The sequence below is a fragment of the Rhodanobacter aciditrophus genome (genome assembly GCF_042679525.1).
GTDB lineage: Bacteria > Pseudomonadota > Gammaproteobacteria > Pseudomonadales > Marinomonadaceae > Marinomonas > Marinomonas aciditrophus.
On sequence record NZ_JBHTMN010000014.1, the window covers coordinates 247,854 to 274,621 of the forward strand.

Sequence of the window (26,768 nt, forward strand, 5' to 3'; positions counted from 1 at the left end):
CCTACTTACAAATGATCTACACCGCCTGTGCCACAAGGGCATCGGTTAGGTTTAGCTGGGTGGTTTTGCTGTCGGCGAGTTTGGCTTTTAGTTGGTCGCAAAGAGCCATTAATTGATCGACTTTGGCTACGATATGATTCTGTTCCGATAAAGGCGGCATAGGAATCACAATAGATCTACTTTTTGTCACAGAGATATTATCTTGCCCAGCAGTACCAATTAGCTCTATTGAGTTAAGGAATAGTCCAGCTACTAGATATTGATATATATAAAATCTTAAACGCGAATCTATTGCCCTAAAAAAAACAATTGCCTGATTACAGTTCCACTCGTCATACGTACTCGGAATAATCGCAATCTTACCTAACGGTGGGCCTACAATATTCATAACAACATCACCAGGCTTAAGTATTGATCGCGCCAACTTAGTCATGTGATAAGACTCATTTACAAACTGAGGCTGGTACTCAAAATCTATTTTCTGGTTCCTGATATTGTAGACTTTAAGATAAGGTACACCTTCACCATCGCTGAACTCTGTTTTCGGTGGAGTTGATCCTGAAGTGATGCCATAACAAATATCATCAGCTCGACACCACTCCCACCCCTTGGGCAGTTGAAATGGTTTTTCATCGTCGCTGATCGGCGGTAGTGGTTTCTGTTTTTTGATTTTCTTTTGCTTAACCAGCTCTTCTTTTTCAGCGGCGATGCGTTTGAGTAGCTCCGACGCGGGTTCGTCGTTGGGATCTTGGGGTACAAGTTTGCCCATCACGGCGAGTTGCAGGATGGTTTGTTTAAGCTGGTCGATGCTTTGCTCAGTGGTAAATAGCAGATCAAAGTGGGCGCTTAGGCGTTGCCAGTTTTGCTCTAGTTCTTCGGCATCAGCGCTTTGTAGCAAAGTATCCAGTAGGGTTTGCACCAAGGTTTGGTGAGCATCGAGGCTGGATTCGGTTTGCTGCTCCAAAAGATCGCAAAGCGCCATTAGCTCATCGACTTTAGCGACGATGCGCTGTTGCTCGGCTTTAGGCGGGAGAGCCATAGTGTAGTTTAAGAGCTGCTCTTGTGTAATACCCGCGACTGTAGTTCCAGTACCGATTATTTTGAGTGTTGAATAGAACCTTACAAAATACAAAGGAAGTAAAAACGAAGTCAAGGAAACAGCTTTCAAGTCCTGATTGAAAGCCATACGATGCTCCACTATAGCAATTTTACCTAGCCCCATTCGAGTACAGATTAATAAATCTCCTTTCAGGGCTTCTTTGCTACCATTTTCTAAACCAAGCTCTGTTATATGATCCTGAGTTTGGCTTAGATATAGGCTAGAACCGAGATCTTTTACACTAGCCCAAGGTATATCTCCATCCCAGTAATCATTATTTCTTTTACTAGGAGTGCCACCACTCATTATGGAATTAAATAGCTCACCGATTCGGCATAGTTCCCACCCTTCCGGTAGCTCGAAGGGCTTTTCCTCTTCGCTAATCTCTGGCAGTTTTTTGGGCTTTTTGATTTTGCCTTGTTTCACTAGTTCGGCTTTCTCTGCGGCAATACGTTCTAGCAAGACCGAAGCAGGCTCGTCATTTGGGTCTTGGGCGACCAGTTTGCCCCGTACCGCCAATTCTAAAATTAGCTCGCGCAGTTTTTTAATGCCGTAAAGCTCTCGCTTACTACTGCCACCACGACCGGCGCTGGATTTGTCTTTGACCGCGCCCGTCCAGAGATCAATATGCTGGGTAATCAGCTGTTGTACCTTGTCTTTTTGTGGAAGGTCTTTTTGTAGAGAGTGAAGCTCAGCCATTAGCCACGTTCCTCTTCTGAGTCGTCTTGTTGGCTGTTTGCCGTGCTCATTAGGGCATCGCCTAGGATGTTTTTCAGCTGTAGGCGCAGTTCGCTGATTTCCGATTGCTGCTGCTGGTAAGTTGCCAGTAGCTCTTCTGGATCATGCACTTCTACTTCTTCTTGGTATGGGTTTTTAATATCCAAGTTGAAGTTACGGGCGATGATGTCATCAATAGACACTTTCCACGCTTGGTTGGTTTCGACGCGGCTGGCGAAGCCATCTTCTTCATTACCCCACCAATCGATTTCCGTTTGAAACTCTTCAAACTTCATCGGCTTGGATTTGTTGTAGTTCTTCACACCGTCTGGGTACGGGTGTTCATAGAACCAAACGTCTTTGGTTGGCTGGCCTTTGGTAAAGAATAGAATATTGGTTTTGATACCCGTGTATGGGTTAAACACGCCATTGGGTAAACGCATAATGGTGTGCAGGTTACATTCTTCGGTCAGTAGCTTTTTGATTTTGGTTTTCACGCCTTCGCCAAATAGGGTACCGTCTGGCAGTACCACGCCCGCTCTACCTCCCTCTTTACCCGCTGATGGCTCCCTTAACACTTCAATAATCAGCTGTAAGAACAAATCCGCTGTTTCACGGGTTTGCATCTCCGCTGGGAAGTTCTTTTCGATACCGTCTTCTTCCGTACCGCCAAAGGGTGGGTTGGTTGCGATCACGTCGATATCGCTGTCCCAGCTAGAAAGCGGTTTGTTAAGCGTATTGCCATGGCGGATTTGTGAAGGCACTTCGATGCCGTGCAACATCATGTTGGTGATACATAGTAAATGCGGCAGCTGTTTCTTTTCTACGCCATGGATTTGCTTTTGCAGGATTTGATGGTCTTCGGTGGTTTTTACGTAGTTGTCTTTAACATGGTCAAAACTACAGGCAAGGAAACCACCTGTGCCCGCCGCTGGGTCCATGATGTTCTCGCCCAACTTTGGATCAAGACGGTTAACAATAAACTTAGTCACAGCCCGTGGCGTATAGAACTCACCGGCGTTACCCGCGCTTTGTAGATCACGCAAAATCTGCTCGTAGATATCACCAAATAAGTGACGCTCTTGAGAGTCGGTAAAATCAATCTCGTTGAGTTTGTTGATCACCTGACGCAGCAAGGTGCCGTTTTTCATGTAGTTGTAGGCATCGCTAAACGCTTCTTTCACCACAAAGCCACGCGGGTTTAAATCTCGCGGAGCGTTCAGCGCTTTCATATCAGGAAACAGATCATCGTTTACGAAGTCTAAAAGCTCTTCACCGGTAATGCCTTCAGGATCGGCAGCCCAGTTACGCCATAAGTAGTTTTCTGGAATCGGGGCTTTGTAGTCGTCCAGTTCAAATTCTAGCTCTTCTTCTTCTTGTGCATCAAAGACTTTCATGAATAGTAGCCAAGACATTTGGCCTAGGCGCTGGGCATCGCCGTCTACACCGGCGTCTTTACGCATAATGTCTTGAATGGATTTGATAACGGTACTGATCGACATAAGTTTCTCTATTAACTGAATTCTGTAGTGACGTAAACGTCAGATCATTACAGCCAAAAGTTACGTTTCTTTGGCTGTAATGCTTTGTATTAGGCGGATTTAGGCTGGTATAGCTCGTTTTCTAAATCGTGTACGGCGGCGAAGTAAGACTCTTTACTTCCAAAGCCTTTTTTGATGATTTCTAGGGGACGGCCTAGTTCATCGAATGGTGTCACTTTTAGCACATTGATATTTTCAATTTCATTCACACCCGCATCGGCGTATTTATCCAATAAGCGGCTAAGTACTTCCTGAGCCACACCATCGAATTTCGTGAAGTAGTTGCGCTTTTTGACGTTGTTCGCACGCTCTTTGCGGGTCAAAGGCGGCTGATCATATACGATATGACAAATCATATCGAACGGATCGAGGTCTTTACCGACCTCTTGCTCTAGGATTTCCCAGATCACACCATGCTCTTCCAGCTCTTCGATAATGGCCTGCTTCTTATCAGCGTCTTGCCATTTTTTAACAAATTCATCAAGGCTGGCGAACTGCTTATGAATGGTCTTACGGGTGTAGTCTTTAAAGGACTCTGTGACCAATTTGCCATCGGAATCGTAGTATTGGATACGCTCAGCTAGGGTTTTGACCTTCACACCTTTGACGTGGAACTTACGAACTTTGTCTTCGTCATTCCAGTCATCATTTGTCAGGTTGTAATCACCGTTATCTGATGAGCTCGAATCATCATGTTGATACTCTTTCTCCGGTTCTTGAACAGAGTCTGGATCAATATTTTCATCGGTTAGAATACCGTCTTCATCACCTTCAATAATGGTGTCGAGTATCTCATCATCTTCAAAGTCACCAGGGCAAGTCACTTTCACTTGTTCTGGCTCACCATCGAAACGTGGATCGGCAAACAGTTCAGTCGCTTTTTTGAAGTCCAAAATGGTAAACCAAAGTTTGCCGTATCTATCATCGATACGTGTGCCACGGCCAATGATCTGCTTAAACTTAGTCATCGACTGAATACCTTGATCCAGTACCACTAACTTACAGGTCTTAGCGTCTACGCCCGTGGTCATTAGCTCGGAAGTCGTTGCGATCACTGGGTACGCTTTTTTGGGATTGATAAAGTTATCTAGTTGAGCTTTACCTGCGTCATCATCGCCGGTAATGCGCATCACATACTTTTCATTCTTTTTGACTTGCTCAGGATTAAGGTTCACCAAAGCCTGACGCATACGCTCTGCATGATCAATGTCGTTACAAAAGACGATCGTCTTGGCCATCGGATCGGTGCGTTTTAGGTAGTTCGTGATCGTTTCGGCAACCAGTTGGGTTCGATCATCAATGACAATGGATCGATCAAAATCTTTCTGGTTATAAATGCGGTCTTCGATAACATGACCGTTTTTATCGGTCTGATCTTTGTTAGGACGCCAGCCTTGAACATCGATATCAATATCCACACGGATGACTTTGTAAGGTGCAAGGAAACCGTCTTCGATACCTTGTTTCAGTGAATAGGTATAGATCGGATCTCCGAAGTATTCGATGTTGGACACTTCTTCTGTTTCTTTTGGTGTCGCAGTCAAACCGACCTGAGTCGCACTGCTGAAGTAATCCAATATCTCACGCCAAGCACTGTCTTCTGATGCACTGCCACGGTGACACTCATCGATAACGATCAGATCGAAGAAGTCTGGGTCTACTTGCTTGTAGGCTTTTTGCGCTTCTTCAGGCCCAGTTAAGGCTTGGTAAAGCGCTAAGTGGATCTCGTAGGATGGATCAACCTTACGATTTTTAATCTTCGTCATGGCTGAGCCAAACGGCTGAAAATCGTTTATGAATGTCTGATCCACGAGGACATTTCGGTCTGCCAAAAACAGAATGCGCTTCTTCGCACGCGCCTTCCATAAGCGCCAGATAATCTGAAAGGCCGTATAGGTTTTACCAGTGCCTGTTGCCATTACTAGCAAGTTACGGTCTTGGCCTCTGGCAATCGCTTCAACCGTTTTATTGATCGCTTGAAGCTGGTAGTAACGCGGAGCTTTGCCAGTACCATCATCATGATAATCTTGCGTCACAATTGGCAACTGATCGGTTTCATAGCCTTTCCACTGGGCGAACTTGAGCCACAGCTGCTCAGGCGTTGGAAAATCCTCTAAGGAAATTTCAGTTTCAATCTGTGCGGTATTGGTTTTTTCATGGAATAAAAAGCCATTGCCATTGGTTGAGAACACAAATGGCACTTCCAAAAGCTCGGCGTAGCCAAGGGCCTGTTGCATACCTTTGCCAATCTCAAACTTGTTGGCTTTAGCCTCAATGACCGCTAACGGCATCCCCGTTTTGTGGTAAAGCACGATGTCTGCGGCTTTGACTTTTTGACGAGCAGCCATCTGCCCCCGAACCACCACTTTACCGTCTTTCAGTTTCACTTCCTGGCGGATCTGGGTCATATCATCCCATCCTGCACTTTTGACCGCAGGAAGGACGAGCTTGGTGATGATATCGGTTTCAGTAAGATTGGCTTTGTTAATCCCTTGAGGCATGCAAATCGTCCGTAATTTAGTAGCAGAGTGTATAACTGATACTAACGCACTTCTAAGAACTTGCCGACATCAATACATGTGCACTTATCAAAAAAAGCCCTCACAGCATGCAACTATGAGGGCTTTGTATTTTAGGCCTTAAGTTAAAGGCTAATTTTTAAGACAGAGGGCTAATTCTCGGAGACAGAAATTCTCCTTAAGTTTCAGCCAGATGGAGACACACAAACTTTTTTGTCTCCGGTGCAATTTTAATTGTCTCCGTTTTAATTTCACCAAATCAATATTAAGACGCTCGGCTGAAGTGTTTACCCAGCAAGGCATGGTAGAAGTCATGGTCTGCCAGAGCGCCTACACATTTACCGTTATCTTCCAGCAAGAGTGCAAGTTTAGACTGGTAGCGGATCTCCACCGCGTCGCGCATGGAGATATCGATTGGCGCCACGACCACTGCGTTTTCTGGTAGGTCTTCGATGTCCATACCGTGGTCCCAACGAGCAATCGTCACCGGCTCACCATGCAAGGTGGCACCTTCTAGCTTACCATCTTGCAGATTCGCCCATAGGTGGTCAGAAAGCTTACATTGACCCTCTTGAGTACCTAGTTGCTCCACCGGCGTCATCAATGCACGTCCACGCAATACGTTCAGTGGATTGGTGTGCGCTACGAATTTTTCCACATATTCTGTGGCTGGATTCAATACGATTTGCTCAGGCACGTCTTCTTGGATGATGCGAGCTGATTCCATGATGGCAATCTTAGAACCGATTTTTAGGGCTTCGTCCAAGTCATGACTTACGAAGATAATGGTCTTTTTCAGACGCTTCTGTAGCTCGATCAGTTCGTCTTGCAATTGGGAGCGGATCAGAGGGTCCAATGCCGAAAACGGTTCGTCCATCAACAGGATGTCGGAGTCCATTACAAAAGCACGGGCCAAGCCCACACGCTGGCGCATACCACCAGACAGTTCATCTGGTTTCTTGTTACGCCACTCGTACAAGCCCACCATTTTAAGCTGTTTCAAGGCACGATCTTCACGCTCTTTTTTGCCCACACCTTGCATTTCAAGGCCAAAGGCAACGTTCTCTAGCACGGTTAGCCATGGCATCAGGGCAAAGCTCTGAAACACCATAGATACGCGGTTTGTACGCATATGACGTAACGTGTTTTCATCACACTTCGCCATATCCACCATGCGGCCACCATCACGTACTAAACAACGGCCACGGGCCACCTTGTTTAGGCCATTAATGGCACGTAGCAGTGTGGATTTTCCTGAGCCAGACAAGCCCATCAGTACACAAATCTCACCTTCTTCAACAGAAATAGTGGCATCTTGTACACCGATAACGTCCCCTGTTTCCGCTAGGATTTCAGGGCGGCTTAAGCCTTTGTCCAATAGACGCAGAGACTCTCGCATTTGGTTACCGAAAACGATGTCTAGGTTTTCAATTTGAACCATTGGCATAGATTAACCCTCCGCGTTTGATGAACGTGTTTTACAAATTCGATCCAGCATGATGGCAACCAATACGATCGCAACACCGGCTTCGAAGCCTTGAGAAATATTCACTGTGTTAAGTGCTCGAATAACTGGCTTACCTAAGCCATCGGCACCTACCAGTGCTGCCACAACCACCATGGATAAGGACAGCATGATACATTGGGTTACGCCCGCCATGATGCTTGGCATTGCGGCTGGTAACTCCACTTTGTAAAGCAATTTAGATTTGGTACAGCCGAACGCTAAGCCCGCTTCACGCAGCTCATTGGGCACTTTACTGATGCCTAAGTAGGTTAGGCGAATCGGTGCCGCAATGGCGAAAATGATCGTTGAAATCAGACCAGGCACATAACCTAGACCGAATAGAATAAGAGTCGGAATCAAGTACACAAACGTTGGAATGGTTTGCATAAGATCCAAAATAGGTCGCAATATGGTGTACATAGCAGGTCGATGCGCTGCTGCGATACCCAGTGGAACACCGATCAAGACACTGATAGCGGTGGCCGTTACCACGAGTACCAATGTTTGAATGGTTTCAAGCCAGTAACCAAGGTTCATGATCAAAAAGAATGACGCTGCCACAAAGAGCACTAGACCAATGCTTCGGTGCAGCCAGTAAACAAACGCTACCACAAGGGCTACTACGACAAACGGATTCATCCACTCTAGGGCGTCTACCAAGTTGAAGATCAGGGTCTCAAGCGTAAGCGAGATAAAGTCAAAAAAGAATGCAGCGACGTCGATCAACCAATTTACAAAGGTCTCCATGGTATCGCCTAGGGGGATTTTATGGTCCGTAAGCCAATTCATATAACAAGTTCTCCGAAAATATTTTTACCACATGGATGAGCGCCCCCAGGAGCGCTCATCCTGATATGCAATGAATTAAGACTTATAGGCCAAGAGACGATTTCACTGCAGCAAGACCGTTGCCACCAGATTGAGTCGTCACACCGTCTAACCAAGCGTCTAGAACCGCTGGGTTCGCTTTTAGCCATTTTTCTGCAGCGGCTTCAGGCTTCTCGTTGTCGTTTAGGATTGCCCCCATGATTTCGTTCTCCATTTGTAGGGAGAACTCAAGGTTGGTGATCAATTTACCTACGTTTGGACACTCTTGTAGGTAACCTTTACGTACGTTGGTATGCACGTTGGCACCACCGTAGTTAGGACCGAAGAAGTCATCACCGCCTTCAAGATAAGCCATGTCAAAGTTGGCGTTCATTGGATGTGGTTCCCAACCTAGGAAAACTGTCCAAGTGTTACGACGTTCATTACGGCTAACTTGAGACAACATGCCAGCTTCAGAAGATTCCACCAACTGGAAGTCACCTAGACCGAAAGCGTTTTGATCGATCATGTCTTGGATCAGACGGTTACCGTCGTTACCTGGCTCGATACCGTAGATACGGCCTTTGAATTCACGAGCGTATTTAGCAATGTCAGCAAAGCTCTTTACGCCGCCATCAAAAGCACTTTGGCTAACCGCTAGGGTGTATTTTGCACCCGTAAGGTTTGGACCTAGGTCTTCTACTGTGCCTGCTTCAAGGTATGGAGCGATGTCCGCTTCCATGGTCGGCATCCAGTTACCCAAGAAGATATCGATATCCTTGTTCGCAAGAGACGTGTAGGTTACCGGCACAGACAAAAGCTGTGTGCGGGTGTTGTAACCCAAGCCCTCAAGCACAGTGGACGCAACCGCTGTGGTTGCTGTGATGTCGGTCCAGCCTACGTCTGAGAATCGAACAGTGGAACATTCTGCCGCAGCGTAAGAGGACGCCCCCATAATGCACAAAGCTAACGTAGCGTGTTTGAATTTCATGTTGATTATCTCCTTTCGGGTAAATTTGGTGTGGAGGTCAGCCCTCACACGATTCAAAATAGTCATCAAAATTTATTCACGCCTCGCTTTCAAAACACGCTCTACTGCGCCTTTTCCGGCAATGCCGTGACCAATATCTTGTTGATCACGTTGGCGGCGTAGTCACTGTCGATCCCCCCGGCTAGGGAGCCTCGAAGCCACATACCGTCAATTAAAGCCGCTACCGTAAAGGCCAGTTCGCGGGCATCTTCGAGCTCTAGTTGCTCTCGAAATACCGCCACAAGCGCACTTTGCAAGCGGCGTGAATAAACATTTTGTAAGCGAAAAAGCGCTGGTTTGTGCATCGCTGACGCCCAAAACCCCATCCAAGCTTTGACGACTTGGGGGTGCGTCTGAGATTGACTGATACTGGCGCGCACAATCGCCATCGCTTTATCTAGGGTGCTGCCCTTTCGAGCCCTATGCAGCTCGCTATGCAACACCTCAAAAAATTCTTTAATCAGGCTACGCATGGTTTCTTCTAACAAACCATCTTTGCCACCGAAGTAGTGGTTGATGATCGCGGGGGAAACGCCCGCTTTTTTACCAATTACGCTCACCGTTGCGCCAGGAAACCCTAATTCATCAATTGCTGTAATGGTTGCTTGAATCAGTTGTGGTTTTCTAATTTCTGGCATTCCAACCTTAGGCATCTGCATTCCTTTTAATTAAACAACCATTTAATAAAAACTATAGTAGACAGAACGTCAGGGAATGGTCAACCCTTAATAGCTCTAAACATTAGTCGTCAAACAACCAGAAGGTACGGATACAAAGGAATGCAGCGGGAAAAAATATTTTTCTTATTATGTAAAAAAGATGATCACTTTTTACACGCTACCCTAAATCTGCCCATTTGAGTTATCTAAAAACGTCCTGTTTATGCAATATTGTGTCTCTAACGACTTTGCTGTGGCAGTATGTTTTGAGTCTTACAAAACCACATGACACTGATAGGGAGTTTATATGAGATTGGCGTCTCGTTTCGATACAATTCACGACCGAACCACTCAGCAAAGCGATAAATGGGCCAAGTACCCAGCTGACGTGATTCCAATGTGGGTTGCTGACATGGATTTCGACGCACCTGAGTGCGTAAAAGAAGCCCTCCACAAGCGTGTGGACGAGGGAATATTTGGTTATACCTTTCCTGCTAAGTCATTAGTGCAGGCCATTCAAGAGCATTGCCAAACACGCTATGACTGGACACCCCACTCTGCCCACTTTGTACACTTACCAGGGCTAGTGTGCGCACTACATTTGTGCGTTCAAGCACTGACAGAAGCGAGCGCACGGATCATTGTACCAAGCCCAGTGTATTACCATTTAACCAAAGCACCTTTGATGGCTGGCCGTGAATTAGACCTAATTCCCTTTGGGCTCAAAGAGAATCGCTGGACAGTAGACCTGGAGCAACTGGCTGCATCTTGTGCCAAGCCCGATGCCCAAATGATCTTGCTGTGTAATCCGCACAACCCAGGCGCCACCGTATATCGCCGCGAGGAACTGGAAGCCATTCATGCTCTTGCTAAGCAATATGACCTGCTAGTGGTTTCTGATGAAATCCACTGCGATCTCATCTTAAACGGCGCCCAACACATCCCCTTTGCCAGCCTAAATGAGGATGCCGCCAATCGAACCGTGACGCTAATGGCCCCTTCTAAAACATTTAATTTAGCAGGTTTAGCCTATGCCTTTGCTGTCATTGATAACGCCAAGTTGCGCCAACGCTTCAATGAGGCGCGCGGCGCTCTGATTCCCGCACCAAATTTGCTAGCCCTGGTAGCGGCTGAAGCCGCCTATCGAGAAGGCCAAGACTGGCACCAAGAGCTACTAGGATATTTGTATAAAAATTGTGAATACATTCGACAGCGAATTGCCGGCACCAAGATTAAGATGGCAGAGCACGAGGCTACGTATCTCGCATGGTTGGACATAAGTGAGTACAAACTTGAAGATCCTCAAGCCTTTTTCCGCAAGGCGGGATTGGGCATTTCTGAAGGTGCGGGGTTTGGCGCACCGGACTTTATTCGCCTAAACTTCGGTTGTCCTAAATCACAATTAGAAGAAGCCATGAATCGTATTTTGGCAGCGCTCGATAGCTTGTCTTAACCAACCCATCCAGCCAGTCGTCAACATACGCCATGCAATCAGCCCCGTTGGAGGTGCTTATGTTGACGACACTTAACCCAAGTGCGCTAAAGGATTGCAGCGTAACCCCAAATGATCACGTAAGTACGGATCTGCAAACGCTCACGGAACTTATTTTTGCCATTGCCCCTGAGGCCGCCCTCATCCAAGAAAAAGGCGTCAGCGTTTTTTATCTGACGGATCGTTGGCTGTTTGCCATCGCCCCTCACCAGCACAATCTATGTTTGTACTATTCCGCCGATGTGGACATGACCCAGTTTGCTGACCGTCTAAGCAATACCCACTTAGGGGACCACTGCATCATCATTAATGATCTGGACATGGTGAATTTAAATGTCCTAGTGGAATTACTGGCGGTAGTTAAGGTCGATATACAAAGAAAACTGATACCAAGTCAGGCACTTCACTGAGGGATTTCGTGTAAACTAGCGACATCGAGCTGGTTTACGGACACCTATGATCGACTATTCATTACGAATTTACGCTTTTATTTTTCTTATCAGTGCGCTGCTAGCATGGCAATGGGCAGCGCCCCGTAAGCCGCTTCAATATGCTCGCCAACGGTGGTCCCACAATCTAGGTCTGTTTGCACTGGACGCTCTTCTCGTTCGCATCTGTCAGCCTTTAATCTTAACCGGAGTAGCACTACTTCCCAGTGCCACTTTTGCACCATTGACCCATTTGCCCGAGGCTTGGGCGTTGATTGTCTCCTTGATTCTTTTGGATGCGCTTATTTACTGGCAGCATCGATTGTTTCATACAGTCCCTTGGTTTTGGCGTTTACATCGGGTACATCACAGTGACCCTGAATTGGACGTGTCCTCAGCGGTGCGCTTCCATCCCCTTGAAATTCTTCTGTCCCTAGTCATTAAAGCCGTTGCAATCTGGTTACTGGGCGTCCCTGCGGCGGCCGTTCTATTGTTTGATATCTTGCTCAATGGCTTCGCCATGTTTAACCACACCAATGTCCATTTAAAACACCCAATGGATAAATGGTTACGTCGCTTGGTGGTGACCCCCGACATGCATCGTATTCACCATTCTCGATTAACAGAAGAAGCCAACAGCAACTATGGCTTCTGCCTCAGCTTCTGGGATCGTCTGTTTGGCAGTTACACCCCCGATAGCCAACAGGGAGATCAAAAACTTGCCATAGGCATGCCCGGTACTCGTTCTTTCGCGCCCAAGCGCTTTTCACATTTGCTCACTATGCCCTTTTCACTCTTTATCAAGGAAAAGGACTCATCGTCTTAGGAGATTGCCATGTCGTATTACGCCTTAACGGCTAAAGAAGCCCGCGTTATTGGTTGTTTAATGGAAAAGTCCATCGTGACACCGGATCACTACCCTTTGAGCATCAATGCCCTAACAAACGCCTGTAATCAAAAATCGAGTCGCGACCCAGTGACCCAATACAGTGAATACGAAGTACAGGAAACGGTAGATGGACTCGTATCTCGTGGGCTAGTGACAGAAGACTTTTATCAAGGAAGCCGTGTGGCCAAGTATCAACACCGCTTCTGCAATACCGAGTTTTCAGATTTACAACTCACTGGTGGCGAGACTGCCATCGTTTGCATGTTGCTCCTACGTGGCCCACAGACGCCGGGAGAGCTTCGTTCTCGAAGTGGACGCCTATATGCCTTCCAGAGCATTCAAGAAGTCGAACAAGGGCTAGAGAATCTCACCCAAAAGACAGGTGGCCCCTTCACAGAGCAACTGCCAAGAGAACCCGGTAAACGCGAATCCCGTTACCGGGAGCTATTTTGTACCGAGCAAGATTTAGCAGCCTATGCCAGCACTGCACCAGAACCAGTATCAGAACCAGTGAATGATGAGGTGGATCAACGTATCGCCCAGCTAGAGCAACAGGTAGCAGATTTGACTGCACGATTAGCTGCGTTAGAAGCCCAGAGTGAACTATAATCCAACCATTGCCACCACATTTATATCCACTAGGAGTCTCTTATGAGCGAAGTACGCTGGGGAATCATTGGCACAGGCACCATTGCAAAAGCCTTCGCAGCAGATTTTCGATATGCCAAAACAGGCGAATTGCGAGCGGTTGCTTCCCGTGACAAGGGAAGCGCTGATGCGTTTGCCGAGCAGTTTGGTATCGAACTGGCGATGGTGGATTACTTTTCCTTAATCAACAGCCACGAAGTAGACGTCATCTACATTGCTGTGCCCCACGTGTTTCACTTCGAACTCACCAAGGCGTGTATCTTGGCGGGCAAGCACGTGCTGTGTGAAAAGCCTTTCACCCTCAACCAAGCCCAAGCCAAAGAGCTGTTTGAGCTGGCCCAAGCCAAAGAAGTGTTCGTAATGGAGGCCATGTGGTCACGCTTCAATCCGGCAGTAGAACAAGCCCTAGAGTGGGTTGAAGAAGGAGAGATCGGCAACGCCCAGAGTGTGCAAGCTAGCTTTGGTTTTGCCTTGGAGCAAGACCCAAGTCATCGTTTGTTTAACCGAGAGCTGGGGGGCGGCGCGCTTCTGGACGTTGGGATTTATCCTATCTTTTTGGCACAGCTTATCTTCGGCAAACCGGACTTTGTACAGAACCAGGCGGTCGTTGGGGATACGGATGTAGACTTACTAGAACAGCTACTACTGGGCTGGGACGGTGGTCAGCTGGCCTCACTAGAAGCGTCAATCATTACTCAACAACCCAATCGCGCGGTTATCTCTGGCACCCATGGCTATATCGAGTTTGATAAAGAATGGTACAAGGCCAAAGCCATCACCCTATGTAAACAGGACGGCTCAGAGCACACCATGACCTTTGATTTCCAAGGGGTGGGTTATCAATTCGAAGTGGAAGAAGTAAACCGTTGCATACAGGAAGGCGTTCTGCAAAGCCCGAACCATCTTTGGGAAGACACCCTGAACTTACTCTCGACCATGGATGAGATTCGCCAAGACATTGGTGTCTCCTATCCGGGTGAGCCGGAGCTCTATGAGATGGATGTTGAGCACCACCACCATGAGCACAACCATCACCACAAACACTAACCTATCTCAACACCTAGCAATTGCCTTAGCTCAACCAACTATGAGCTAGGGCAATGCTTACTGGCACCGTTATCATCGACATCCCAGTTTGTAAGGTGATAAACGCCGCCATACGCTCCGCATCCCCCCCTAACTGCTTCGCCAAGGCATAGGCCGAGGTAGCCGTAGGCACAATACCGAACAAGAGCGCTACAGACGCCGCCAAGCCAGAAATCCCCAACACAAAACACAATCCAATGACGACCGCGGGAAAGACCACAAAGCGCCCCACGGCAGAGATCCAAAAACTCATCCCCACACTACGGATCGCAGTAAAACGCACCCCAGCACCAACTGCCAACAACACCAGCGGCAAGGTCGCACGGGACAACATCTCCGTCATATCCGACAGAATCAACACAGGCGTTAACCCCAGTAAATTCAAACTGATCCCTAACGCGATCGACAAAATCAACGGGTTACGTAACAACTCCTTGGAAATCAACGCCGGCAACGACTGACCCGGTTTACCGTGCATGGACACCAAGCACACCACTAAAAACACATTCACCGAAGGAATCAACACCGCCGCCCCTAATGCGGCATAGACAAGACCTTCAGCGCCATACAAACGCTCCGCCAAGGCTAAGGTGATAAAGGTATTAAAACGGATCCCCGCTTGGATCATTGAGGTAGTTGTTGGGTTCGGCGCTTTTATCCCCTTGGCCAACAGGTAGACAAACACAGCTGTGACGCACATAGCCCCCACAAGGGTCACCCCATAGTCAAACAACATGGGGTTGTTGAAATCAATGACACTGGTTTTAGAAAACAAGAGCGCTGGGAACAGGCACCAGTAAACCAGCTTATCCACCCCTTGCCAAAAGCCATCAAATGGAAAGCGCCAATGCTGAAAAGCAGCACCAACCATCAATAATAGGAACACAGGCAAAATGGCGATGAACAAGGTCATTCGGGCTTCCTTAGCAAATACATCAGTTAAACTGATAGATAATCTCGAAATATTGCGTTTTTAATTTATTTTTTCGATATATAAACTACTCCTATATCGTCGCAAGACCAATTTATAGGAGTTAATCATGATCACTTTACGCAAAGCACAGGATCGTGGCCATGCTAATTTTGGCTGGCTAGACAGTCACCATACGTTTTCTTTTGGTCACTATTACGACCCAGCCCACATGGGGTTTTCACAACTACGCGTCATCAACGATGATACGGTGACACCCTCCATGGGCTTTGAAACCCACGGCCACCGTGACATGGAAATCATCAGCTTGGTGACTCAAGGGGTCATCGCCCACAAAGACAGCGCGGGCAATATCCGTGAGCTACCAGCGGGTGAATATCAGCTCATGTCTGCGGGTTCAGGGATCTTTCACAGCGAGTTTAACGCATCGTCTGAGGAAACGTTAAAGTTCTTGCAGATCTGGATTCAGCCAAACCAAAAAGGCGGAAGTCCAGGCTACCAACAGAAAAGCTTTGGCGAAGAAGAAGGCTTTACCACTGTGATAACCGCCGATGGCAAAGAAGACACCCTGCAGATCAAACAAGACATGCAGTTGATACAGCTGATCTTAGAGGATGCTCAAAAAGCCACTTGGCAAGGTGATGCAAACCGCAACTATTACGTACACCTAGTGGAAGGAAGCATCACCCTAAATGGAGAGCATCAGCTTACAAAAGGTGACGGTGCCAAAATAGAGTCTCTGGCTGACCTGCACTTTGCAAAAAGCACGGATCAACGCGCCAAAGCCCTGATTTTTGATTTACCCTGATCTATCCTATCTAATAGGCAAACAAAACGGAGTGCGATAATGCGCCCCGTTTTACTTTATCTTTAACAGCCACAGGTGACGACATACAGGAAAGAGAGCTTTTTATGGAGCAACCCGATTTTAAGCAGTACGGCTGCCAAGAGTGCGCCAAAGGGTGTGACCTTGATTTCCAATTCACCATGGCATTTCAGCCAATTATCGACACACGAACTCATTCTATTTACGCCCAAGAGGCCCTCGTACGAGGCATTAATGGCGAAGGCGCTGGACAGGTTTTCCAACACGTCAATGATGGCAACCGCTATCGGTTTGATCAAAGTTGCCGTGTGAAAGCCATAAAACTGGCTGCCCAATTGGGAATCACCTCCAAACTCAGCATTAACTTTTTGCCCAACGCCATCTACAAACCTGAACTCTGCATTCGGACCACACTGGCGGCGGCTGAGCAATATGGTTTTGACTACAAAAAAATTGTCTTTGAATTCACCGAAGATGAGCGCATTCAAGACCATGACCACCTAATCAACATCATTAGGCATTATCAAGACCTTGGCTTTAAAACGGCAATAGATGATTTTGGCTCCGGTTATAACGGACTCACACTGCTCGGCACCATGCCCACCGATATCGCCAAACTAGACATGGAACTGATACGTGACATTGACACAAATCCAGTCCGTCAAACCCTGATTCGCCATACACTGGCCATGTTTAATGAGCTAAACATTACAGTGATCGCAGAGGGGATTGAGACCTTGGAAGAATATCGCTGCTTAGAATCCTTAGGAGTTCATTTATTTCAAGGCTTTCTCTTTGCAAAGCCCGCATTTGAATCCCTTGCAGAGATAAACTGGCCCTAAGGCTAACTCTCAAAGTACCTGAGTACACCTCATTTTGCGGACGCTTGAGGCAACACAAATGACATCGGGGCGGTAGGCAGTTGGTTCACTTGAATTGGCCATTGGTAGGCTCGAGTGAGATTCTCATTTGTCATGACAACTGGAGGAGAGTCTTGAATCAGCAGCCTCCCCTTCTCAAACAGTGCAATGGAATCAGAGTACATAGCCGCGAGATTTAAGTCATGCATCACGGCGATGACACCGCCACCAGCATTAGCAAACTCCCGAGCAATGCTCATCACTTCAATCTGGTGCCCAATATCCAAAGCAGAAACAGGCTCATCTAGAAATAGCCACTGGGCGTCTCCAGCCACCACCGGATGCCAAACCTGCACCAATACTCGGGCAAGCTGTACCCGCTGCTTCTCCCCCCCTGAGAGTTCTTGGTAAAAACGGGGTTCGAAGCCCTTCAAGCCAACCTTAGCAAGGGCAAGGCTCAATAGCTCTGGATGGCTCCCATCCATCCCATTGCGTAACCCTAGACGCACGACCTCTAAAACAGTGAACGGAAAAGACAGGCTAGTTGATTGGGGCAATACGGCTCGCCGGGTTGCTAGCTTCCAATCTGGCATCGATACCATGTTATTACCATCAAACATAATATCGCCGCTGTAAGCCATTTCTCCGGTCAAGGCTCGCAGAAAGGTGGTTTTCCCAGACCCATTAGGCCCAGCAATGGAGACTAGTTCGCTAGGCTTCGCGACAAAATTAACACCTTCAATGATGCTTTTATGCCTTATAGCGACCCCAACGTCATGGGTAACAATCATAATTTACAAATCCAGAATGTTGCGATTGCGGAGCAGAATATAAAGGAAAAATGGCCCACCGATGACGGCCATGACAATCCCAATAGGCAGTTCTGCTGGGGCAATGATGGTTCGACTGATCATATCGGCAACCAGTAATAAAATAGCCCCCAGCAAGGCCGAAGCCGGTATTAGGTATTTATGATCAGGACCGATCAACAAGCGTAACAAGTGCGGAACGACGATCCCCACAAAACCAATACCACCGGAGGCCGCTACAGCCGCCCCAACCGCACCTGCCACGGTTAAGATGGCGATGCTTTTTAGCCTTTGCACCGGAATACCCAAATGCATAGCCGTGGCCTCGCCTAGGGCCAGTCCATTGAGTCCCCGCGCTAAAAAGGGTGTCACCATTAAAGACAGCAATATTAATGGAGCCGTCATGGCCACCTTATCCCAGGTAGCTCCCGCAATAGAGCCAAGCCCCCAGAAGGTCAAATCCCGAAGTTGGCTATCATCCGCTTGATAGACCAGTAGCCCAGACAAGGCACCCGTTAATGCACCTAAGGCGATACCGGCCAACAACATAACGGCCACCGACGTTCTACCCTGACGAGTCGCCACTTTATACAGCAAAATCGTGCTGATCCAGCCCCCTAAAAAGGCCGCCACAGGGACTAAATAATAACCCAGACTGCTGAGCAAATATCCGGGTAAGAGGCCACCAATGACAATTGCTGAAATCGCGCCCAAGCCAGCACCAGCACTCACACCAATCAGCCCAGGATCGGCTAACGGATTACGAAACAGCCCTTGCATCACGGCACCAGACACAGCTAACGCGGCTCCCACCAGCATCCCCATTAGCGTTCTTGGAGCACGTATATCAAACAAGATAATGTGTTCTCTAAGGCCAATCTCATGACCCGTCATCAAGGTTTTCAGGGCGGTATACAATGGCGTTTGGGTGGCACCCGTCGTTAAGCTCGCAAGAGCCACAAAAAAAAGCGCAATGATCAAAAGTAGAATCAGGGCCTTAGCCCGCTTAGTTCTATCTCCGGTGCTCTCGACGGGAAAAAATGAAGTCAAAATAGCAATCATGGTAAATCCATTTACCTAACAACTAAGGATACATAGCAGCATGTAGCTCAGTGATGGCACTCCCACTGCGGGGACCAAAACCAAGCAGCAACAAAGCATCCATTCGAACCACGCGCTGGTTCAAAGCTGCGTTCGTTGTTTGTAGAGCAGGCATAGCAAAAAGCGCATCATTGTCTGCGTCATGATTACCGCGCCCCGCTTGAGCCCCCATCATCAGAATAATATCCGGGTTCGCTTGGGTAACCGCTTCGTCGCTCACCTGCTTGTAGCCAGTGAACTCACTGAAGACATTCTCCCCGCCCGCCAGCCCAATAATACCGTTTGCAGCCGTATCAGCCCCTGCGGCCATGATTTTCCCGCTACGGGTTGAAAGAATAAAGAGAACCTTCTGTTTCTCAGTCACTTGGCTGACGGCTTGCTCCGCGTTCAGCAGTTGCTGATTTACCTTCTGGGCAAGCTCCTCCCCACGCTGAGGTACATTAAGAGCCTTTGCAACCGCTCTAATCTTGCCGACTATCCCCTCTCGGGTGTAACCATCTTTAATGGTGATATAGGGGATATTGGCGGCTTTTAACACTTCTATGGTTTCTTGGGGCCCAGTGTTTTGCTCTGCAATAATCAGGGTCGGCGCAACGGAGAGCACCCCCTCAGGGGACAAAGCTCGAGCATAACCAATGTCAGGCAATGCATTCGCCTCTTTTGGCCAAGTGGAAGTGGTATCACGCCCCACTAATAAGTGCTGCTGGTCTAGGGCATACACTATTTCGGTGACTGCGCCGCCGATGGAAACGAGACGCTCCTGAGCCCATGCTCCAGAAACTAACGTAGTGAAGCCAAAGGCGAGAATCCATCGAAAAACCATATGACATGTGTTTATCATTACATTTACCTGTTAGGGAGAGCTTAAAATCAGCGAGGCTTGTGCCCTTCACGAAGATGCGAAATGGTTGAATTACCTGTAATAGCGTAAGCACGGCCAAAGCCCTTTACATAACGTCCACTGGTGGGTGTTAAACGAAACATTTTAAAGTCTGAAAGCTGGCTTAAGTTCTGCGCTCGCTCCCCATGACGGGACACAAGAGAGGCCAAACCTTGGTTCCAAGCCTCGGAGTTCACTTCTAGCAACTCCGCATCCATCTGATAATTCACACGCATTCGTGCAAACAGCTCACCTGCTGTATCTTCATCTTCAATAATCAGAGCTGAAGCCTTGGGCATGTGTCGCAAGTTTTTAGCATGCAACGCAATGTCGCTGATAAGGATGTAATAGCAGTCTTTGCCTATGCCAAAGGGCGCATAGGACGCAAAAGGAAGATTATTTTCATTGATAGTGGATAACATCAAACTTTTACGGCTTGAGATAAATCGCTCTATTTCAATACGAATTTTGTCTTCGGTGGATTGAGTTAAGTTGGATACTGTTGTTGCATCAGTCATTTTTAGCAGTCTCTTCAAGCTGGTGAAATCGAGCAACCTGAGGCTCGATCAAATTACCGTCCGCATCTCGACCTAAAAATATTTTAAACACCGCCTCATCGTCCTTAATGAAAGAAAATGCGTGAGAGAGGCGTCCTCGGTGAAGTTTGGTGATGAGTTCAATACGATCCAAGGTATCTAGCTTAAGGTGTCCCTCAAAGCCTGTTTTACCTTTCAGGTTGTAATAACCCTGAGCGTTTTTACCTTCTGGAAAATCGCCCTTAAATTCAAAGACACTTCCCCCATGAATGATAATGGTCGTGGTATTCCCCCAGGTGGCAATGTCAGATAAAAGAGACTCAGCTTGATCCGCTGGCAAATATGGGTGGGAGCTTGTGTTAGCGTCCATTGTTTTGTTCGACTCCTGACTCAGGTAAAAACCCTAAGCAGAATACAAACTTCAAGAAACAATGTAAATAGAAATCATTATCACTTTTATTAACAAGCGATAAATACCTTGTGGATCTTTATGGGCGCAAAGCCGAGATCATCAAATTTCGAGGGGTTAGTGATGCCTCACAAAATTCACTGATACGAACCTGATAACCGGCCTCTTCAAGTTGTAACCCTCGATCTAGCACGAGCCAGAGTTCTAAAGGGCGGCGAAAATACTGAGTGATGGCTTCTATCTTGGCCACCTGCTTGGCTCGCTCATTGCCCACTTGCTCAAAGCCGGCCGTTGATAATTTTCCCTTTAGATGAGTGAGTTGCTTTTGCGTCATAGCCCAGTCACAGAAGGCTTCAAAGCCTTCATTTAATAAGGATTTAGCGCAAGACGGCACATTTAAATAATGGTCTACACCTCGAGCTTTGCGCTGCCACCCATCAAAACCAAGGCGGTAGGTGAGCTCTTTTTGTTTCAGGAGCTGCTCCCGTGCGCCTGCCGTAGCAACTTCCTTCACGGCCAGTTTGAGGTTATTGCGACTAAGCTGAACGTTAGCGTTTTGACCTTGCTTAGAAAGCGGCGTATACAGTGTTTCTTTTGTTAGATGATAACAACAAGGCGACAGCTGAATGGATTGCAAACCAGCCTCGATGGCCTGTTCGATTAATACCCGGTGCAAATCGCCACAGGCGTGGAGCGCCACAGCACTGTTAGCCTTCGATAAGGGCTGAGCCCCCTCTCCTTTCAGTACATCGGTACAGGTGAAGGTTTGATCGATGGATAAGTCTTCAGCTTGTTTCTGTCCCGTATCACAAAGATTTTGTTGCCATTCCAAGCTGTGGACTTGCACCTGATGCTGATAGGCCAATACCTTACCCAAATGGCCTTTGCCTGCGCACCACTCCACCGCCGGACTGATGGGGTGAGCCATTCGACTAAAGGCCGTAATCTGATCCCATTTTCGGCCTTTGATGCCCTGGCTGAAATAGCTAGGCGGCGAGGGAAGTGCCTGAGCGTCAGTTGAAAATAACCAATCACAATTAGGCTCAGCTCTGAATTCTGGCCAGAACTCTTCTAAAGCGTTTTGCACGGCTTCAGGGGTGGGCACGTTCGGCTGCTGGGTTAACCACTCGCAAAGCTCTGGACAGTGGGCCCGCCATGGCCAATCTAGCTCGGCAAAACTTTCGATGTCCCACAAAGGTTTAAACTCTGCAAGCCAATTATCCAATGTCTCAAATAGATCGTTAAGTGTAGCGGTCATGGCAGCCTGTGAAAGGTGTTCATTTTTTTGGACAGTTTATTCAATGTTTGCATATATCATCACTTTTTCGAATTGTATTTTATCGTCAAAAGCGCAGAATATGTGAGCGTTTAATCTCATCAAGCATCGTTATACTTTGCCTAAATAAGTAAGGAAAGATCCCGACATGTTCAAACACCTAAAAGCCGTTCCTGGTGACCCGCTATTAGCCCTAATCGTTGCCCATCAACAAGACCCAAACCCAAAGAAAGTCGACTTGGGCGTAGGCGTTTATAAAGATGATCAAGGGCGCACCCCTATTTTAGAATCTGTTAAAAAAGCAGAAGCTATTATGGTGGCTAATGAGGAAACCAAAGCTTACTTAGGTGTCTATGGTGCGGCAGATTTTGCCCCACTGATCCAGACATTGTTGCTTGGCGCAGACAGCGAAGTCATCAAACAAGGTCGCATTCAGTCGACACAAACTCCTGGCGGTACAGGCGCACTTAAAGTCGCAGCAGACTTCATCAGTGCAAACCTAGCGGGCGCGCGTTTATTTGTCAGTGATCCAACTTGGGGTAACCATACCTCTATCTTCAACTCCGCAGGCGTTGAAGTCATTGAATACCCGTACTACGACCCAGCAACCAATGACGTTCGCTTCGACGATATGATGACCTTCCTAGAAGCAGAAATGAAAGAAGGCGATGTATTGTTGCTGCACGCTTGCTGCCACAACCCCACTGGTGTTGATCTACAACTAGAGCACTGGCACACCCTGACAGACTTTGTTAATCAGCGCAAAGTGTTGCCTTTGATTGATGCTGCTTACCAAGGTTTTGGCGATGGTCTAAACGAAGACATGGCGGGCCTACGTTACATGGCGGAGCGCACTCCAAGTATGTTGATTGCCAACTCTTTCTCGAAAAACTTCGGTATCTACCGTGACCGTTGCGGTGGTTTGAGTGTGATTGCAGAAACAAGCGAAGAAGCGAAAAACGCATTCTCCATCATTGGCCAAGCGATCCGCGCAAACTACTCCATGCCACCTGCTCACGGTGCCGCAGTGGTTCACACCATTATGAACAACCCTGAGTTACATGCTCTGTGGGAGTCTGAAGTAACGCAAATGCGTAACCGTATCAATGGACTGCGTAGTCAACTGGTACAAAAGCTTGCTGCATCCGGTGTTAGCAAAGACTTTAGCTTCATTGAAAAGCAGCGCGGCATGTTCTCTTACTCAGGCCTTACCCTAGAGCAAGTGCGCAAGCTTCGTTCCGATTACTCAATCTACATCGCTGATACGGGCCGTATGAGTGTGGCCGGCGTAAGTGATCAAAACATCGATTACCTATGTGAGTCCATCGCCAAAGTAGTGGGTTAATCCCATACAGCTCCATCAAAAAGGGCGCTCAATGAGCGCCCTTTTTTGTCTATGTTTTTTGTCTATGTGCTAGGGTCAATGCAAGATGGGCGTACTATCGCCACTGGAATCAATCTGAATCTCTGGGTGATTGTGCTGAGCCAAACGCACGATGGATGGCTCTAACGATTCGCGCCAAAATTGCACTTCCGCATCACTCATCGCGTCCAGTTTTTGCCACCCCGCCGGGGTACCAAACAGGCGTACACTGGCCATGACTTCGTCGATAAACTCACGTGATCCAGTATGGGACAATCCCGTAAGTCGAGCACCACGCATAAATCCAGCACACCAGTCTTCTACTATGATGGTCACCTGACCTTTAGGGTCTTCGTGCTCCAAATAGACAGGGTTAAGATTGCCATTAATCAACCCATCAACCGCTTCTAAATGTAACAGCATCACCAAGCCATAGAATTCATCTTCTTCATCGGATATCGGCCATTTAGGCTGGTCTTCTGGCGCCCCCCAAATAGCGGGCAACCAATCACTGGGCGCCAGCACATCTTTGCTGCACCCTATAGCCGAGACAAAACCATCAAGCTCTGAGACAGAGATGATTGAGCGCTCCGTGGCATGCTTTTGAAGGTGATAGTCCAACCGTTCGTACATCGCCTCAATGGGTAAGGCATCGTTCTGCATAAGAGGTCTCTAGTTCAACTGCTTAGGTATTAAGTGTAATAGGTTTCCAGCAGTTTGCTGAAAACCTATTACAAGAGAGTGATTAATCCACAACCGCTAGGTTGCCATAGGTTTCTAACCAATCTTTGCGGTCGCTGGCACGCTTCTTAGACAGAAGCTTATCTAGCACTTCGCCGGTGACCGTTGGATCTTCCATGGTAAGTTGAATCAAACGACGGGTATCAGGTGCCATGGTGGTTTCACGCAGTTGTGCTGGGTTCATCTCACCCAAGCCTTTGAAACGCTGTACATTGGGGGTGCCACGCTTATTCTCTGCTGCCAGCTTGTGCAAGATGATGTCTTTTTCTTCATCATCGAGGGCGTAATGAACTTCTTTCCCTAAGTCGATACGGTAAAGAGGCGGCATCGCCACAAACACGTGACCACTGCGAACCAAGGCAGGAAAGTGACGAACAAACAGGGCACATAGCAAGGTCGCGATGTGCAGACCATCGGAGTCCGCATCCGCCAGAATACATACTTTGCCGTAGCGTAAGCCCGACAAGTCATCTTCCACAGGGTCCACCCCTAGAGCCACAGAAATATCATGGATCTCCTGTGACGCCAAAACTTGGCCAGAATCCACTTCCCAAGAGTTCAAAATCTTGCCACGCAAGGGCATGATGGCTTGGAAGTCTTTATCTCGGGCTTGCTTGGCTGAGCCACCAGCCGAGTCCCCTTCCACTAAGAAAAGCTCACTTCGAGCGGAATCTTGCCCTGCACAATCCGCAAGCTTGCCCGGCAGCGCTGGACCTTGAGTGACCTTTTTACGCACGACTTTTTTGCTGGCACGCATACGTTTTTGCGCACTGTTAATCACCAGCTCGGCAATCTTTTTACCATCGTCTACGTGCTTGTTGAGCCAAAGACTGAAGGCATCTTTAACCGTTGCGGAAATGAAAGCAACAATCTGGCGAGAAGATAAGCGCTCTTTGGTTTGCCCTGAGAATTGTGGCTCTTGTAGTTTTGCCGACAAGACATAGCTACAACGCTCCCACACATCTTCCGCAGTAAGCTTAATGCCACGGGGAAGTAAGCTGTGAAAGTCACAAAACTCACGAATACCTTCTAACAAGCCAGTACGCAGGCCATTCACATGGGTACCACCTTGGGCGGTAGGGATGAGGTTAACATAGCTTTCGGTGATCAGCTCTCCACCTTCAGGTAGCCATTGTACGGCCCAATCAACCCCTTGAGTTTTCTCTGCTAAGCCACCAATAAAAGGCTCTTCAGGAATCAACTCAAAGCCTTCATTTGCTTTCGCAAGATAGTCTTTAAGGCCATCTTCAAAGAACCATTCTTCACGGGCTTCTTCTGCACCACTTTGGTCAATGAAGACCACATGCAGGCCCGAGCACAAAACGGCTTTCGCTTTTAATAAATGCTTCAAACGGGACAGGGAAAACTTGCCACTGTCGAAGTATTTAGGGTCCGCAGAGAATTTAACCATTGTACCTGTGTTCTTTTTGCCGACCGTCCCAACTTCCTTGAGTTCGGACACCTTATGGCCATCTGCAAAGCCAATGTGATATTGCACACCACCACGTTTTACCCAGACTTCAAGAGACGTGGATAAGGCGTTTACCACACTTACCCCAACCCCGTGCAAACCACCTGAGAATTGGTAGTTGTCGCCGGAGAACTTACCACCCGCATGCAATTTAGTCAGGATCAACTCCACCCCAGAGACGCCTTCTTCCGGGTGAATATCCACTGGCATACCACGGCCGTTATCTTCCACACTCAAGGAATTATCTTTGTGCAGGGTGACCGTAATGCGATCCGCATGACCTGCTAAGGCTTCGTCAACGGAGTTATCGATGACTTCTTGGGCAAGGTGGTTAGGGCGTGTTGTTTCCGTGTACATCCCTGGGCGTTTTTGTACAGGCTCTAGCCCGCTGAGAACTTCTATCGATCCGGCGTTATATTCTTTTGCAGACATGGGTACTTCCAAAATTCGGGGCGGGGTTCCGCCAATAAAATCTAGCTTGAAACGAGTCTATAACAGAGGTTTTCGTTGTAGCAAACTTAGTATCAGGTAATGGTGAGATTTCAAACAGAAAATCCGCTAAAACGCAAAATTTCGTCTATAAAACGATCAAATTTTACAAAGCTGTGGTCGCCCCCTTCTTCGTGGGTCAACTTTGCCGGTGTGGGGTAACGTTGAAGCGCCGCACGGTAATCCAGCACCTCATCTTGCTCCTGCACCATAAGCCATGTGCGCGAAGTCTCTGGCGCTGCGATATCGATGGCCTCCAGCTCCCCCATGTGGCGCTCGGCCAATACATAATGCTCGTCAGTATAAGGATTATGCTGAGGGCCAAGATAGTGGCGTAGGAGTTTTGGCGCTTCCACCGCAGGGTTTACCAACACCACAGGCAACTGAAAGCGCTCCCCTAAGTAAGTGGCGTAGAAACCGCCTAGGGAGCTTCCCACCAAGGCCACTTCATGCTCCTCTGCTAGGCGTTGTTCAATAAAATCAGATAACTCTGCAATCGCTTTCGCTGGCTGCCAGGGCAAACGAGGGCAAGCAAAGTGCTCTCCTAAGCCAAGGGCTTCCATACGCTGTTTTACTTGCTGAGATTTGTAGGATTTTTCAGAGCTATTAAAGCCGTGCACATACATCAAAAAGGGCATAGCAGGCTCCGTGCCA

The 26,768-nt window shown here is 47.8% G+C and carries 25 protein-coding genes; 8 read left to right on the forward strand and 17 right to left on the reverse strand.

What is annotated here, in order from left to right:
• Window positions 1–16 precede the first annotated feature (16 nt).
• The 7 genes from ACFQ45_RS13395 to betI form a co-directional block, all read right to left on the reverse strand.
• Window positions 17–1,798, reverse strand: a complete 1,782-nt coding sequence (locus ACFQ45_RS13395) for a restriction endonuclease subunit S (RefSeq protein WP_377368517.1) — start codon at window positions 1,796–1,798, stop codon at window positions 17–19.
• Window positions 1,798–3,318: an N-6 DNA methylase gene (locus ACFQ45_RS13400; RefSeq protein ID WP_377368519.1), complete on the reverse strand. Its 1,521-nt coding sequence runs from the start codon at window positions 3,316–3,318 to the stop codon at window positions 1,798–1,800. The genes ACFQ45_RS13395 and ACFQ45_RS13400 overlap by 1 nt, the downstream gene beginning before the upstream one ends.
• Window positions 3,319–3,407: 89 nt before the next feature.
• Window positions 3,408–5,846, reverse strand: a complete 2,439-nt coding sequence (hsdR, locus tag ACFQ45_RS13405; protein ID WP_377368817.1) for an EcoAI/FtnUII family type I restriction enzme subunit R — start codon at window positions 5,844–5,846, stop codon at window positions 3,408–3,410.
• Between the two features lie 295 nt (window positions 5,847–6,141).
• The gene (gene choV / locus ACFQ45_RS13410; RefSeq protein WP_377368521.1) at window positions 6,142–7,323 is read right to left on the reverse strand and encodes a choline ABC transporter ATP-binding protein; all 1,182 of its coding nucleotides are present in this window, start codon (window positions 7,321–7,323) and stop codon (window positions 6,142–6,144) included.
• 3 nt (window positions 7,324–7,326) lie between these two features.
• Window positions 7,327–8,172, reverse strand: a complete 846-nt coding sequence (gene choW / locus ACFQ45_RS13415; RefSeq protein ID WP_377368523.1) for a choline ABC transporter permease subunit — start codon at window positions 8,170–8,172, stop codon at window positions 7,327–7,329.
• Window positions 8,173–8,254: 82 nt separating this feature from the next.
• Entirely contained in the window at window positions 8,255–9,181 is a 927-nt protein-coding gene (locus tag ACFQ45_RS13420; protein WP_377368525.1) for a choline ABC transporter substrate-binding protein, read from the reverse strand.
• A 101-nt stretch (window positions 9,182–9,282) separates the two neighbouring features.
• Complete coding sequence (gene betI / locus ACFQ45_RS13425) at window positions 9,283–9,873, reverse strand: transcriptional regulator BetI (RefSeq protein WP_377368527.1); 591 nt, start codon at window positions 9,871–9,873, stop codon at window positions 9,283–9,285.
• Window positions 9,874–10,186: 313 nt separating this feature from the next.
• On the opposite strand from betI, the gene ACFQ45_RS13430 reads away from it, so the two are divergent.
• Genes ACFQ45_RS13430 through ACFQ45_RS13450 form a run of 5 tightly spaced genes read left to right on the forward strand, consistent with a single transcriptional unit; the run spans window position 10,187 to window position 14,383 of the window.
• The gene (locus ACFQ45_RS13430) at window positions 10,187–11,332 is read left to right on the forward strand and encodes a MalY/PatB family protein (protein WP_377368529.1); all 1,146 of its coding nucleotides are present in this window, start codon (window positions 10,187–10,189) and stop codon (window positions 11,330–11,332) included.
• A gap of 59 nt (window positions 11,333–11,391) precedes the next feature.
• Window positions 11,392–11,781, forward strand: a complete 390-nt coding sequence (locus ACFQ45_RS13435; protein ID WP_377368531.1) for a hypothetical protein — start codon at window positions 11,392–11,394, stop codon at window positions 11,779–11,781.
• A gap of 46 nt (window positions 11,782–11,827) precedes the next feature.
• A complete protein-coding gene (locus ACFQ45_RS13440) occupies window positions 11,828–12,625 on the forward strand; it encodes a sterol desaturase family protein (protein ID WP_377368533.1) in 798 nt (265 codons plus the stop codon).
• A 9-nt stretch (window positions 12,626–12,634) separates the two neighbouring features.
• Entirely contained in the window at window positions 12,635–13,297 is a 663-nt protein-coding gene (locus ACFQ45_RS13445; protein ID WP_377368535.1) for a YceH family protein, read from the forward strand.
• Between the two features lie 42 nt (window positions 13,298–13,339).
• Window positions 13,340–14,383 (forward strand): Gfo/Idh/MocA family protein, encoded by a 1,044-nt coding sequence (locus ACFQ45_RS13450; RefSeq protein ID WP_377368537.1) that lies wholly within the window; start codon window positions 13,340–13,342, stop codon window positions 14,381–14,383.
• A 25-nt stretch (window positions 14,384–14,408) separates the two neighbouring features.
• Here the strand turns inward: ACFQ45_RS13450 and ACFQ45_RS13455 are convergent, their stop codons facing one another.
• Window positions 14,409–15,335, reverse strand: a complete 927-nt coding sequence (locus ACFQ45_RS13455) for an AEC family transporter (protein ID WP_377368539.1) — start codon at window positions 15,333–15,335, stop codon at window positions 14,409–14,411.
• A gap of 127 nt (window positions 15,336–15,462) precedes the next feature.
• Between ACFQ45_RS13455 and ACFQ45_RS13460 the strand changes: the two genes are divergently transcribed.
• Window positions 15,463–16,161, forward strand: coding sequence for a pirin family protein (locus ACFQ45_RS13460; protein ID WP_377368541.1), 699 nt, complete (start codon window positions 15,463–15,465; stop codon window positions 16,159–16,161).
• 104 nt (window positions 16,162–16,265) lie between these two features.
• Window positions 16,266–17,021, forward strand: coding sequence for an EAL domain-containing protein (locus tag ACFQ45_RS13465; RefSeq protein WP_377368543.1), 756 nt, complete (start codon window positions 16,266–16,268; stop codon window positions 17,019–17,021).
• A 29-nt stretch (window positions 17,022–17,050) separates the two neighbouring features.
• Here the strand turns inward: ACFQ45_RS13465 and ACFQ45_RS13470 are convergent, their stop codons facing one another.
• The 6 genes from ACFQ45_RS13470 to ACFQ45_RS13495 all read right to left on the reverse strand — a co-directional run bounded on the left by ACFQ45_RS13470 (window position 17,051) and on the right by ACFQ45_RS13495 (window position 22,032).
• Entirely contained in the window at window positions 17,051–17,830 is a 780-nt protein-coding gene (locus ACFQ45_RS13470; RefSeq protein WP_377368545.1) for a heme ABC transporter ATP-binding protein, read from the reverse strand.
• A 3-nt stretch (window positions 17,831–17,833) separates the two neighbouring features.
• On the reverse strand, window positions 17,834–18,910 hold the full coding sequence (locus ACFQ45_RS13475; RefSeq protein ID WP_377368547.1) for a FecCD family ABC transporter permease: 1,077 nt from the start codon (window positions 18,908–18,910) through the stop codon (window positions 17,834–17,836).
• Window positions 18,911–18,932: 22 nt separating this feature from the next.
• Window positions 18,933–19,790: a heme/hemin ABC transporter substrate-binding protein gene (locus ACFQ45_RS13480; protein ID WP_377368549.1), complete on the reverse strand. Its 858-nt coding sequence runs from the start codon at window positions 19,788–19,790 to the stop codon at window positions 18,933–18,935.
• Window positions 19,791–19,819: 29 nt separating this feature from the next.
• On the reverse strand, window positions 19,820–20,347 hold the full coding sequence (locus ACFQ45_RS13485; protein WP_377368551.1) for a HugZ family pyridoxamine 5'-phosphate oxidase: 528 nt from the start codon (window positions 20,345–20,347) through the stop codon (window positions 19,820–19,822).
• Window positions 20,340–20,735: a heme utilization cystosolic carrier protein HutX gene (gene hutX / locus ACFQ45_RS13490; protein ID WP_377368553.1), complete on the reverse strand. Its 396-nt coding sequence runs from the start codon at window positions 20,733–20,735 to the stop codon at window positions 20,340–20,342. Before hutX ends, ACFQ45_RS13485 begins: the two co-directional genes overlap by 8 nt.
• A 118-nt stretch (window positions 20,736–20,853) precedes the next feature.
• The gene (locus ACFQ45_RS13495) at window positions 20,854–22,032 is read right to left on the reverse strand and encodes a methyltransferase (RefSeq protein ID WP_377368555.1); all 1,179 of its coding nucleotides are present in this window, start codon (window positions 22,030–22,032) and stop codon (window positions 20,854–20,856) included.
• 166 nt (window positions 22,033–22,198) lie between these two features.
• On the opposite strand from ACFQ45_RS13495, the gene ACFQ45_RS13500 reads away from it, so the two are divergent.
• Window positions 22,199–23,395 (forward strand): amino acid aminotransferase, encoded by a 1,197-nt coding sequence (locus tag ACFQ45_RS13500; protein ID WP_377368557.1) that lies wholly within the window; start codon window positions 22,199–22,201, stop codon window positions 23,393–23,395.
• A gap of 75 nt (window positions 23,396–23,470) precedes the next feature.
• On the opposite strand, the gene ACFQ45_RS13505 is transcribed toward ACFQ45_RS13500, so the two are convergent.
• The 3 genes from ACFQ45_RS13505 to ACFQ45_RS13515 all read right to left on the reverse strand — a co-directional run bounded on the left by ACFQ45_RS13505 (window position 23,471) and on the right by ACFQ45_RS13515 (window position 26,752).
• The gene (locus ACFQ45_RS13505) at window positions 23,471–24,076 is read right to left on the reverse strand and encodes a UPF0149 family protein (protein ID WP_377368559.1); all 606 of its coding nucleotides are present in this window, start codon (window positions 24,074–24,076) and stop codon (window positions 23,471–23,473) included.
• An 82-nt stretch (window positions 24,077–24,158) separates the two neighbouring features.
• Window positions 24,159–26,057: a DNA topoisomerase IV subunit B gene (parE, locus tag ACFQ45_RS13510; RefSeq protein WP_377368561.1), complete on the reverse strand. Its 1,899-nt coding sequence runs from the start codon at window positions 26,055–26,057 to the stop codon at window positions 24,159–24,161.
• Between the two features lie 110 nt (window positions 26,058–26,167).
• Window positions 26,168–26,752: a YqiA/YcfP family alpha/beta fold hydrolase gene (locus ACFQ45_RS13515; protein ID WP_377368563.1), complete on the reverse strand. Its 585-nt coding sequence runs from the start codon at window positions 26,750–26,752 to the stop codon at window positions 26,168–26,170.
• Window positions 26,753–26,768: the final 16 nt, after the last annotated feature.